The 12,187-nt window shown below is 58.2% G+C and carries 10 protein-coding genes; 5 read left to right on the plus strand and 5 right to left on the minus strand.

Going from position 1 to position 12,187, the window contains the following annotated elements; all coding sequences use genetic code 11:
• Positions 1 to 7: 7 nt before the first annotated feature.
• Genes AC5LBQ_RS03740 through AC5LBQ_RS03760 form a run of 5 tightly spaced genes read left to right on the plus strand, consistent with a single transcriptional unit; the run spans position 8 to position 3,803 of the window.
• The gene (locus tag AC5LBQ_RS03740; RefSeq protein ID WP_493264671.1) at positions 8 to 775 is read left to right on the plus strand and encodes a hypothetical protein; all 768 of its coding nucleotides are present in this window, start codon (positions 8 to 10) and stop codon (positions 773 to 775) included.
• Complete coding sequence (locus AC5LBQ_RS03745) at positions 768 to 1,409, plus strand: YceD family protein (protein ID WP_493264672.1); 642 nt, start codon at positions 768 to 770, stop codon at positions 1,407 to 1,409. Before AC5LBQ_RS03740 ends, AC5LBQ_RS03745 begins: the two co-directional genes overlap by 8 nt.
• The gene (gene rnc, locus AC5LBQ_RS03750; protein WP_493264673.1) at positions 1,406 to 2,170 is read left to right on the plus strand and encodes a ribonuclease III; all 765 of its coding nucleotides are present in this window, start codon (positions 1,406 to 1,408) and stop codon (positions 2,168 to 2,170) included. The genes AC5LBQ_RS03745 and rnc overlap by 4 nt, the downstream gene beginning before the upstream one ends.
• Positions 2,163 to 3,128, plus strand: coding sequence for a bifunctional DNA-formamidopyrimidine glycosylase/DNA-(apurinic or apyrimidinic site) lyase (gene mutM / locus AC5LBQ_RS03755; RefSeq protein ID WP_493264674.1), 966 nt, complete (start codon positions 2,163 to 2,165; stop codon positions 3,126 to 3,128). Before rnc ends, mutM begins: the two co-directional genes overlap by 8 nt.
• Before the next feature lie 12 nt (positions 3,129 to 3,140).
• Positions 3,141 to 3,803: a response regulator gene (locus tag AC5LBQ_RS03760; protein ID WP_295027543.1), complete on the plus strand. Its 663-nt coding sequence runs from the start codon at positions 3,141 to 3,143 to the stop codon at positions 3,801 to 3,803.
• Between the two features lie 30 nt (positions 3,804 to 3,833).
• Here the strand turns inward: AC5LBQ_RS03760 and AC5LBQ_RS03765 are convergent, their stop codons facing one another.
• From AC5LBQ_RS03765 to AC5LBQ_RS03785, 5 genes are all read right to left on the minus strand, one after another.
• A complete protein-coding gene (locus AC5LBQ_RS03765; RefSeq protein WP_493264675.1) occupies positions 3,834 to 5,105 on the minus strand; it encodes a GAF domain-containing sensor histidine kinase in 1,272 nt (423 codons plus the stop codon).
• Between the two features lie 49 nt (positions 5,106 to 5,154).
• Positions 5,155 to 7,101, minus strand: coding sequence for a thiol reductant ABC exporter subunit CydC (gene cydC / locus AC5LBQ_RS03770; protein WP_493264676.1), 1,947 nt, complete (start codon positions 7,099 to 7,101; stop codon positions 5,155 to 5,157).
• The gene (gene cydD / locus AC5LBQ_RS03775) at positions 7,098 to 8,882 is read right to left on the minus strand and encodes a thiol reductant ABC exporter subunit CydD (RefSeq protein WP_493264682.1); all 1,785 of its coding nucleotides are present in this window, start codon (positions 8,880 to 8,882) and stop codon (positions 7,098 to 7,100) included. The genes cydC and cydD overlap by 4 nt, the downstream gene beginning before the upstream one ends.
• Positions 8,883 to 9,018: 136 nt before the next feature.
• Positions 9,019 to 10,173 carry a cytochrome d ubiquinol oxidase subunit II gene (gene cydB, locus AC5LBQ_RS03780; protein ID WP_298634259.1) on the minus strand — a complete coding sequence of 385 codons (1,155 nt, stop codon included), beginning with the start codon at positions 10,171 to 10,173 and terminating at the stop codon, positions 9,019 to 9,021.
• A 15-nt stretch (positions 10,174 to 10,188) separates the two neighbouring features.
• Entirely contained in the window at positions 10,189 to 11,796 is a 1,608-nt protein-coding gene (locus AC5LBQ_RS03785; RefSeq protein ID WP_493264683.1) for a cytochrome ubiquinol oxidase subunit I, read from the minus strand.
• Positions 11,797 to 12,187 lie beyond the last annotated feature (391 nt).

A 12,187-nucleotide genomic window follows, 5' to 3' on the forward strand; every position in this document is an offset into this window, starting at 1 on the left:
GAGAAAAATGAGCGAGGAAAACAGGGACGACGAAATGATGGAATCAGCGGATTTACCTACCACTGCTGAGGACAGTTCAGATGAACCCGATGTTGGGCAGGCGACCCCCACGACCCCCGGTCCAGATTCGGACTCGACAGCGACGGGCCAAGCCGACAAAGCAGATTTTGTAGAGCCCGAAGCCTTAACCTCAGAGCAAATGGTGGCCGCTCTGAACGCCCAGGATTACAAGGGCTCGGAGCTGATGGATGTATTAGCCCAGATGGAAGCCTTAATTGCCCAGGCGCGCTCCCTGCCTATGAGTTCATCCGTGCTGGTTAATAAAGCCCAGGCTCTCTCTTTGCTGGAATCGGCGCGCGAGGCTATGCCTACCGATATTCGCATCGCCAACCAGATTGTGGCCGGAGCCAATGCGGTTATCGCTCGTGCCCAAGAAGAGGCTGAAGCCGCCTTAGCACAGGCCAATTCCACTTCAGAACGAATCCAAGCCGATGCTCACGCGCGGGCTGACGAACTGGTCAACCAGGAACGCATCGTCGTTATGGCCAAGGAACGCGCCGAGATGATAATTGAGGCCGCGACTCGTCAGGCGACCGACCTGACTGGGGGAGCTGACCGCTATTGTGAGGAAAAGCTGACGGCGCTGGAAGAAACGCTGGACAAGCTAAAGGAACAGTCCGCGGCGGGACGGCGAGTCTTGAGCGAACGCGCCCGGTTCAACCCCGATGATTTGCCCCAACCGGAGGCGGAAACCCCGGAGGCCAAACATGACTAGCGGCGCCAAAGCGCATGATGCCGGGAAAAAGTCGGCTCGGTTAGACAGCCAGGACGCCGGGTCTGACTACCGCGTTGCCTTAACCTCCCTGCCAGGTAATCCTGGAAAGACGCTCGAACTGCACGATTACCTGTTGCCGTTGCCGGACACCTGGACGAACGGGGTCGTGACCCTGCGGGAGGCTGAAGGCAGTTTCGAGGTCAGTTTGCAGTCCCTGCACGAGGGAATTTTGGTCAACCTGCGGGGTACGGTACCGACAGATGCCCAATGTTCGCGCTGTTTAGACCCAGTTCCAGGGACGGTAGAAGTCAACGAAACCCAGATGTTCTTCTTTCCTGGCGCCCGCGAAGCTGCCCGCCAGGAGGGTGACGAGGAATGGGAGGACATCCTCGAAGTGAGCGCCGACGATGAGGTTGACCTCGAGCCGGTGCTACGCGATGCCCTGGTGCTGGGCATGGAGACTTTGCCGCTGTGCAGCCCCGACTGCCGGGGATTATGCCCGGATTGCGGGGAAAAGTTTGCGGATTTGCCCCCCGATCACCATCACGAAGTCTTGGATCCGCGCTGGGCCGTGCTGGGGGATTTAGCCAATGAGCTGCGAGCTCAGGAAGCCGGAGGGGACGAAGCCTCGTGAACCAGTCCTCACCAAATACAGACAAAATCGGAGAACCGGGTCAACCCAGAGCCACCTTGGAACGTTTACTTGCCGATTGGGGGCAGCCGGTCGATAAAGAACTTTTAGTGGTCGCGATGACCCACCGGTCTTTTGCACACGAACACGGGAAAACCGGCTCGGCCGGCACAAATGAAAGACTGGAATTTTTAGGGGACGCGGTGTTACAAATCGTGGTCACCGAGTATCTGTTCCGTAACTTCCCCGATGTTCCCGAGGGCGAGTTAGCTCCGATGCGCGCCGCCACCGTCAGCCAAACCCCGCTGGCAGAAGTCGCGCGACGGCTGCACCTGGGAGATTACGTCCTGCTGGGAATCGGTGAGGACCGGCAGGGAGGCCGGGAAAAGGACTCCATTTTGTCCGACACTTTAGAGGCTCTGATTGGCGCGTCCTACCTCACTTCAGGTTTGGAATCGACACGGGTCACCATAGAGCGTCACCTGCGGCGATACTTGCGTAACGCGCCGCGCCGGGCGGTCGGAATGGATTGGAAGACCCATCTGAGCGAGTTTGCGGCCGCTAACTCTCTGGGTGAACCGGAGTACACGGTGCAGGGAAGCGGGCCGGATCACGCCCGTGTGTTCAGAGCCGAAATTCGCTTGGCGGGTGAGATTCTGGGCGAGGGTCAGGGCACTTCCAAGAAATCCGCCGAACACAGTGCTGCCGAGGCCGCTTTTGAGGCGCTGCAAGACCGTTTCGGGGATCAGGTGGCGGATGCCTGAGCTTCCCGAAGTGGAGACGATTCGCCGGAATCTGGAACAAACCGTGGTGGGCGCGCGGATCCTGAGCGTCAGCGACCCCACCCATGAGCGGACTTTGCGCAATCAACAGGGGGGAATCGCCGGGTTGCGCGCGGGCCTGGAGGGAGCGCGTCTGGGTGCGGCAGTACGGCGCGGAAAGTTTTTGTGGTTTCCCTTAGCGGGTGATGTCCCCAGTTCTGAAGGTTCGCCTGCCCTCGTGATACACCTGGGCATGTCGGGTCAGCTGCGGGTCGAATCCGGAGGCGCAGTTCAGCATTCGGCCGGCTCCGCCACTCCAGCGAAAACCGCCCAGCAACGTCAGGAGGAGTCTCATTCCTTCACCCATGAGCGCCTCCGCTTCACCCTCGACAACGGGAAAGACCTGGTATTTTGCGACCAACGTACCTTTGGACATGTCGAACTCAGGCCGCTGCGTCTCACCGCGGATGGCGCCCCCGGAGGAACGGGGGCCCCGGAACCTCTGCTGCCGCGGGGCGTGGAACACATTGCCCGCGATGTGCTGGATCCGAGCCGCGATACAACGGAGTTTGTGAAAAAAACTCGCGCCAGTACCCGAGCTATAAAAACCAAGCTATTAGATCAGAGCATCGTCTCCGGTATTGGTAATATTTACGCAGATGAAGGCCTGTTTGCTGCGCAGATACATCCCGCTACGCCCGGCCGGTCACTCAGTGAGAGGAAACTACGGGAATTACTGAGTGCTGTGGCGGCGGTGATGGAGCAGGCTTTGCATTTCGGAGGTACTTCATTTGACCGCCTGTACGTGAATTCTTGGGGTAACCCGGGTGAATTCGCGAAAGAGTTGCAGGTTTACGGTCGCGGCGGTCTAAGTTGCCGCCGCTGTGGGACCCGGCTCGATAAGATGATTATTGACGGTCGCTCCAGCGTGTTCTGCCCACGCTGCCAGCGAAAGCGTTAGGAAGGACCAAAGATGACTGAGCTGTCGGAGATTCGCGTCATGATTGTTGACGACCACGAGATTGTACGCCGTGGAATCGCCGAGATTGTGGACAGAGCTCCAGGTTTGCAGGTCGTCGCCGAAGCTGGTTCGGTTGCCGAAGCCCTGTCGAGGGCCGAGTTGGCCAACCCGAACGTGGTTTTGGTGGACTTGCAGCTGCCCGACGGCACCGGTATCGATTTGATTCGCCAGCTGCGAGTATTGACACCAAACGCGCGCATGATTGTGCTGACCTCTTTTGACGATGACGAAGCGCTGGCAGAATCCCTGGAAGTGGGAGCGGCCGCTTATCTGTTGAAAACCGTGGCAGGCGTGGAAATTACGAACGTCATCAAGGCTGTGGCGGCAGGGCGGACCCTGCTTGATGAGCGTACCGTGACCCGCACCAGCGCTAATCGCAGCGACCCTACCGAACACTTGACCCCCACTGAAAAGAAAATCTTGGGATTAATCGGCGATGGCCTGTCTAACCGAGAAATCGGAGACACTCTGGGCGTGGCCGAAAAGACCGTGAAAAACCACATTACCGCACTGCTGTCAAAAATGGGTTTGCAGCGGCGTACCCAGGTGGCGGCGTGGGTTGCTTCGCAGCGTTCCGCCGAGTGGCGCAAGAACTCTCCGCGTTCGGAATTATGAATCTGCCCGGCACGCGGCTTTAGTTCCCAGTTAATTAAGTGGGATACACCACGTCAAAAGGGTTCCGCTGGCACCGTCAGGGCGTTTTCCGATGCGCATCATCCCCAGGTGAATCGTGGCGCGCGCGGTCATATTAGCCAAGCCTGAATGATGGTCAATCTTGGAATCAATCCCGCAACCGTCGTCTTGAATTTCCACTCGCAGCAGTCCGTTCGGCTGGTTTGGTGTGGGTACGCTCGCGTCGGTAAGGGCGCATCGGGGAGGAATCAACTCGGGATTGAACCAAATATCAACTTCCAGACGCACCTCGGTCGCGTGAGCGTGGCGAGCCACGTTCGTCAGGCCCTCACGCACGACTGCTAAAACATCCGAAATGAGGGAATCCGGCAGCTTCCGGCGCAGCCGTTCCTCCAGTCGTTCCATATTGTCCAGGGTGCAAACTTCATCGTCTACGCGCACAATGAGCGACGGCGCAAATCCGAGGGAGCGGCGGGACAGCGAAGCCTCCATCCGCAATCCGCCCAACAGCTCCGGTTCCGCGGTGTCTTGATCTTTCAACTCGCTGACAATCCGGCGGATTTCCCCCACCGAGTCGCCCACTGAACGCAGCGCTTCATCCAGGGTGGTGCGAATTGTTTGAGCTGTGAGTTCCTGATCGCTGAGGTCCTCTTTTAAGGCTTCAAGGTGCAGGGAGGTCGCAAATAGCTGTTGTATAGCCAGATCGTGCAGGTCGCGGGCGATGCGCTGGCGTTCTTCCAGCAGTTCCGCGCGGTCCTCGGACTGCCGCACGCCGGACAGACGCAGCGCCAAAGTGGCTTGGGCTGCGAAGTTCTCGGCGGCTCGCAAATCTGAGACTGTAAATTCGGGGCTGCCGGGGTTACGAAACAGGATAATGACCCCGCCGGCGGCTCCGCGCTCGCTCATGGGGGCATAGAGAGCCGGCCCAAAAATGGACAGTTCGGGAACCCGCAGTAAGTTCGCGCGTTCCATAGATTCCACGATGATACCGACATTGTTGCGAATGACCGACTGGGCGCGTCCTTCGGGAGGAAATTCCAAACCAATCATCTGTTCAGCAGCCTCGCCGTCAGCAATTTCACAGATGTACTTTCCGCCTAAACTGGGCAGCACAATCAAGGTTGTATCAGCTTCCGCAACCCTGCGCACGGAGGAAGCGATGAGGGACAGGGCTTCTTCCTCATCGGTATCTTCCAGCAGCGCCGTGGTGATGCTCTGGCTCATGTGGTTCCACCGCTGCAAAGTTTCGAGTTCCAAGTTCAGCGCATTGATTTTTTCGCGCAAAACAGCGTGGCTTTCCCCCAAATATTTATTGACCTTGGGGCTGACTCGCTCAGACGTAGCTCTTCTCCTGTTCTAGGTTCCAACGGTAGGTGGGGTTGGTTTCAACCAAACTGGCGTGCGTTCCGCGAGCGGTTATATGGGTCACGCCCTCCTCGTTTTCGCTATCCAGCTTACCAAGAACTATGACTTCGTCGGCACCGTCCAAGGCGCTGAGCCGATGCGTGACCAGCAGCACGCCGCGTTCCCCGCTCTTACCGGTAGCCAGCAGGTCAGACACGAGTTGGTCGGCCAGAGCTCCGTCCAGGTGCTCGCCGGGTTCGTCCAGGGCGAGGAGCTGTGCCGGGGTTGCTAAAGCTCGCGCTAACAGGATGCGTCGGCGTTCTCCGCCGCTCAACGCGGCCCCGTCCATGCCGAGCTGGGTATTCAGGCCGTCCGGGGCGGCCTGGAGCCACGGCCCCATTCCCGCCTCTTGCAGCAGCTTTTCCGCCTCCACGCTCCCCACATTGGCTCGTGCAACCCGAATGTTCTCAAGGGCGGTGGTGGCGAAAATATGGGCGTCCTCCGCGGTCATGACGATTTTTTCACTCAAGGTGGGGCGCGGCAGCGCGGTGATGTCGATTCCTCCCAACGTCAGGCTACCGCCCCGCGGCGGAATCAAACCTGCCAGGGTGTAAAGCAGCGTGGATTTGCCGATTCCAGAACGACCCACGATCGCCAGAGCCTTGCCGGGGCACAGCTCCAAATCAATCCCACTGGCAATAATCGGTCCGCCGGGCCACCCAATCTCCAGGTCTTTGGCCACGAGGAGAGCCTCAACTTCGGTCGTCGAGGGGATTTCCGCGCTGCGTCCCTCCACGTTGACTGCCGCTTTCGGGACCGCATTGCTGTCCGGGGCGGCGTCTGCTGCGTAAATCTGCTTCAGGGCGGCTTCGACGTAGTCAGCTCCACCCATCAAATCCACCAGCCGGGTGGCGGCGGCACCGGAGGACACCAGCTGTACCGCGGCGGCAGCTAGTTGGGAGGTCCCTTCAAAAGCTGCCAGGGGGGCCAGCACCAAAATCGCCAGGTTCACGTCCCACAGCTGGCCGCTAACAACCAGGGGAGTGCCGATTAGGAAACCGCACAGGACTGCTGCCCCCATCGAAATATTGTCAATAAAGGCGGCGATGGCAGAGGGACGGGCGGCCTTGTCTTTCAGGCGTTGAATGACTTGTTCGACCTGGTTCAGGTGGTCTTGCGCGGCCTGCAAACGTCCGGAAACCGCCAGTTCGCTGGCATTCATCATCAGGTTTTGGGCGCTGGCGGTCAGCTCAATCTGGGCCTGTTGCGAAGCCAACTCAGCGATGCGGGCGGAACGAATCGTCAGCAAAGGCCCTACCACTCCCGCCATCAGCAGGCAGATCAGCAGCGTGAGTGCCGCCAGGGGAGCCAGGAACCAGAACAGAATAACGGTGGCGATAGCGGTGATGGCCGTAACCATTCCGGGCAGGACGGACTTCACCACAAAGTCTCCGACCGAATCGACATCGCCGCCCGTACGGGCCAGGATTTCCCCGCGCCGCAAGGCCGCGATGTTTTTTGTGGGACGACCTGCCAGAATACGGTAAACCGTGTGACGCAAATCGGCAACCCCCAACAGGGCGACCTTGTGAGACGCTAGGCGCTCCAGATAGCGAAACAGCGCCCGGCCAATTCCGAAGAAACGCACGGCTACGGCCGCAACTGCCAAGTCCATCCACAGGGCGTCAATCTGAGCGGCACGGGCAATGAGCCATGCCGCCACCACCGATAGCCCGATGGCGCAGGCTAACGTCGAGACACCCAGGAGGATAGCCAGCGCCATATTGGTGCGATTCAGGCGCATCATGCGGTAGGTCAGACGCAGGTTACGTAGCTCTTCGCGAGAAATAAACGCGGTGTTTTTCATGGTGGAACCGGAGAATCCCGCAGCTGATTCCATAAGCTCGACGGGGAAAGTTGACTTGTCGCTACTCATGCGCGCACCTCGTTATCAGCAAAATCCAGGTTCAAAATGAGCGGGGGTAAATCCTCACGTCCATCCGGTTTACGTTTGCGTTCCCGTGGCTTTGGTTTCGCTTCGGCTGCCGCCCGGGCTTCCTGTTCTGCCTCGGCAGCTGTGAAAATCCTGGTGTCGACCGGAATGGATACATCGGCGACATTTAGCACGGCTTGGCGGTGGGCGATGACAACCACCGTTTTCCCTTGGGCTTTCAGGGCTTTAATCCCTGCAATAACCTGGGTTTCCAAGTTTGCATCCAGGTGCGCGGTCGGCTCGTCCAGCACGATAAACTGTGCCTTTTGGGTCAGGGTGCGGGTCAGCGCCAAGCGTTGCCGCTGACCGACCGACAGGCCCAAACCCCCGGCGCCGATTTGAGTCACCCAACCGTCTGGCAGCCCCTGCACCACCGTATCGAAGTGAGTGATGCGGCTGGCTTCCACCAGGGCGGGGCTGGGTTTCTCTCCGGATTCGCCCAAGTTTTCCAGCACTGTTCCGGGCAGGATGGCGGGATTTTGGGGAACCCAGGCGCATTGTTCCCACCACGAGGCCGGGTCGATGTCGTGTAGCGGCACGTCGCCCCCAGGTCCGCTCACCGTTAGCTCTCCCTGGTCCACGGTTTGCAGCCCCAGAAGGCTCATGGCCGTGGTCGTTTTTCCGGAACCGCTGGCGCCGGTCAGGGCGTAAATTTTTCCTGGTTCGAGGCTGGCTGTGAGACTGGCGGGGGCCCACATACCACGAGCCTTCACGCCTACGTCACGCAACTGGATAGTGGCTTTCGTGAGGTCAGGAGCCGGGAGGTTCCCGGTTTTCGGCAGCGGTTCCTCAAGGATGGCAAAGGCGGCTTCCGCGGCGGTGACCCCGTCGGAGGAAGCGTGGAATTGTTTGCCGACTTCGCGCAGCGGGCTAAAGACCTCTGGAGTCAGCATAATGACCAACAGTCCGGTGAACAGGTCGAGTTGGTTATTCAGCAGGCGAATCCCGACTTCTACCGCAACCAGCGCCACGCACAGGGTGGTCAGGAATTCCAGGGCGCCGCCGCTCATGAACGCGACGCGCAACGTTTGCATGGTGGAACGGGAGTATTCGTAGCCGACTCGTTTCACCTGCTTGGCGGGGTCTTGCTCGCGTCCCAAGGATTTCAGGGTTGCTAGGCCGGCCAGGAGGTCCACCAGTTGACCGCCCATGCGTTTCATGGAAGCTAGGCGTTTGTCGGAGTATTCCTGGGTCAAAATCCCGATGAGAATCATGAACAGGGGGATGAGTGGAATAGTGGCTAGCACGAAGAGGGCGCTGATCCAGTCCAGGTAAAAAATCACCAACAGGGTCAGGGGAGTGACTGTTGCCGAGAGCAGAAGTTGGGGCAGGAAAAAGACGAAGTAAGCGTCGAGGTCTTTCAAGGCGCGCACAACCGTGGTTACGGTGTCTTGACCGTGCTGGGTTTGCCAGCGAGGGCCGAGTTTGGTGGCGTGGGCCAAAACTTTTTCCCGGATTTCTTTGATGGCTCCCGTTGCTGCCCGGTGTGCAAACCACTGCCGAATCAGCAGGGACAAGCCCCTACCCAACAGGACCAAAACCAACACGCCGAGGGTGGGAAGGATGAAAGACAAGGGCTGGTGTTCCATGATGACCGGGGTCGCGGCCTTCGAGATGAGCCAGTCTTGAGCGATGATGAAAACTGCCGAGAAAAAACCAAAAACAGTGATAAAGATGATGTATCCGCGTGCAGTTTTAGCGTATTTCAGCAGTCGGGGGTCCATGGGTTTCACCCCCTCAGCTTTCCACATTTCAGAGAAAATCTCCACAACGCGGGAAGGGCGAAACCCCGGTTAAACTGGTGCGGGCGGGCCACCGTAGTGACCCGCCCGTAACGGTTTCAGACCGTCGTCGCTTTATTTAGCCAACCAGGAAGTTCGCGCCTTCGCGAATCTTATCGGGCTCCAAGCCGCCTGCAGGAGCCACGCTGATACGAGCGCGGAACATGTAGACAGACCAGATGGTGTAACCCAATACGATCGGAACCAGGATGATGGCCGCTACGGTCATCACAATCTGGGTTCCGGCGGAAGCCGAGGACTGAGCGATAGTCAGCGAATAAGCCGGATCAATCGAGGACTTCATCACGTTGGGGAAGAGCATGGCAAACACCCAAGCCACAGCCATAGCAATGGCGATGGAATTGAAAGTGAAAGCCTTTGCCGAAGCACCCTTGAACGCGAAGAGCAGGCTGACGATGAGGCAGAGTGCCGCGATAACCAGGAAGATCAGCGCGAAGAGGAAACCAGCGCCCTTGAAGGCGAAGGTGCCCCACACCGCAAAGACTGCGGTCAGGACGGTCGAGATAAGACCCAACTTCGGGGCAATCGCGACCGCGCGTTCCTGAACAGCTCCGTCGGTCTTAAGAGCCAAGAAGTTGGCGCCTTGGACCAAGGACAGGGAGGCAATCACCAGACCGCCGAGAATCGCGAAGCCGGAACCGCCAATCAGCAAGCTCAGCAGCTGGCTGAAGGGGAATTCGCCCAGACCAACGAAGGAGTGAATCTGAGACATACCGGCATTGGCGATGTCGACGTTCTCGGGACCGACCTCGACGAACGGGGTCTTGGGATCGGCCACGATAATCTTCATGCCAGCCACCAGGTTACCGAAGGCTACACCCAGCAGAATCGGAACCAACCAAGCCGAGATGGTTTGGATGGTGTCCCAGGTGCCACGCCACTTCAGCGTGTCAACCTTGTTGCGCCATTCGATAGCCGCGATACGGCCAATCAAGCACAGCAGGACCAGGAACAGAGCGATGTACATACCGGAGAACATCACGGCGTACCACTCGGGAGAAGAAGCGAAGGTCGCGCCACCAGCGGTGAGTAGCCACACTTCGTTGCCGTCCCAGTGCGGACCAATGGCGCGAACCATCTGACCGCGTTCGTCATCGGTTTTACCGATGATACGCAGCAACATGCCTGTACCCAAGCCGTAGCCTTCCAGGACGAGATAGCCAGCCCACAGAACCGCTACGAGGATAAACCAAAGGATTTGCAGAAAAGTCATTGTCTGAATTCCTCCTTAGTAAGCGAACGACAACTCTTGAGAGGCAGCGTTCGGGCCACCATCGGAGGCCGGGGTATTGATGCCCTCTTTGGAGTAACGGACCATGAGCTTGAACCAGATGATACCGAGCACCAAGTAAACCAAGGTGAACAGAATCAACGAAATCAAGAACTCAAGCGGATTGACTACGCCAGACAAGCCGTCGCCAGTCAGCATGAACACGCCGGCAGCATCGGTCTTGACCGCAAGGTCAGAACCGAAAGCATCCTGGTTCGGGTACACGATGAACGGCTGACGACCGAACTCGGTCATGATCCAGCCGAAGGACGCAGACAGGAACGGCATCGGCAGCGTAATCAGGGCGAGACGCTTCAGACCCTTAGAGGTCGAAACCTTGCCGCCGCGAGTCTGGTACAGACCTACCAGTGCCAAGGCTGCACAGAACAGACCCAGGCCCATCATCAAGCGGAAGGACCAGAACACCAGCAGGACGGACGGTGAATAAGGAGCCCAGCTGTAAACGCCGGTTTCGCCCTTAATCCCAGAAGTGTTAGCGGTGTCGATATTCGGAGCCTTGTCGCCGTACTTGTCCGCGGCGTTCTCTAGCATGGTCTGGGTGCGCTCGGAGGAGTCAGCCATACCGGCGATGGAACGGGAGAACGAATTGTGCGCGACAAAACCGAGCAGACCCGGAACCTTGCCGACACCGACTTCGGTCAACGGCCAGGTGCCGTCATCGTTCTTTTGGATGTCTTGCGGGCAGTCCGAGAAGGCTACCAGAGCCAGGGCGCCGGATTCGCCAGCGCACAGACCTTCCGCGGCAGCCATCTTAGCTGGCTGGTAGTAAACCAAGTGTTGACCCTGCAAGTGGCCCGAAGCAATGGTCAAAACGCCAGCAACCAGCATGATGGTCATGCCCCAGCGGGCAATCGGACGCCAGACTTCGCGGGCTTCGGTGTCACCAATACCGCCAGCGTTGGCGGCGCGAACCATCCACCACAGAGAAATGCCGGCCACGATGGTGGAGGCCAGCAAGATAGAAGAAGTTACCACGTGGAACACCGCGAGCCACATGGTGGAGTTGGTAACAACTTGGAAGAACGCGGTAGCGCCGTTCAAGGTAGCGCGACCGGTAGCCGGGTCAAAGACCGCACCAACCGGGCGCTGCATCCAGGAGTTAGCGCCGATAATCCACAACATAGAGGTGTTGACGCCGGCCATTACCAGCCAAGACACAACAACGTGAGCTTTCTTGGAGATCTTGCCCCAACCGAAGATCCACACCCCGAGGAACGTGGACTCCATGAAGAATGAGAGCAGAGCTTCAAAAGCCAGAGGAGCGCCGAAGATATCACCGACGAAGCGGGAGTACTCGGACCAGCCCATGCCGAATTGGAATTCCTGCACGATACCGGTTGCAACGCCCAAGGCAAAGTTAACAATAAACAGCCTTCCAAAGAACCGTGTCGCCTTCAGCCAGTATTCCTTGCCGGTGCGGTACCACAATGTTTCCATCAGTGCTACCAGCAAGGACATGCCGATGGTGAACGGAACCAGGATAAAGTGGTAGACGGTTGTAATACCGAACTGCCACCGCGCCAAGTCGAGGCCTTCAAGCCCCATTGAGACGACGGTCACCTTTTCCGCCTTTCCGTAGATTTATAGAAATTGCATTTAGGACCAGATTTACTTCGTGGTCACACAGCGTAATCGCCAAGTGAACCTGAGCCACTCCCTAAATCTACCCTAAAATTTTACCAACATGTACATTTCGCACCTCATCGGAAGTTTTTTCTGGGTAAAAATCCGACTGTGCGATAGGATGTTGAGCGGAGATAGGGATGTCTTGAGCAGCCCAAGTCGGCAACTCGGAATCCTTTGTGAGCCCGGTCTCACGGTTTCATTAGCCCGGTTTATCCCTTATCTCTCATAGACTTTCCACCATTTGGTGATGACTGACAACTAAATAGACCGGCAGGTTGCTAGCCGGTCTCTTGCAGGAGCTTTAAAGTGA

This window comes from Mobiluncus sp. (assembly GCF_985070215.1).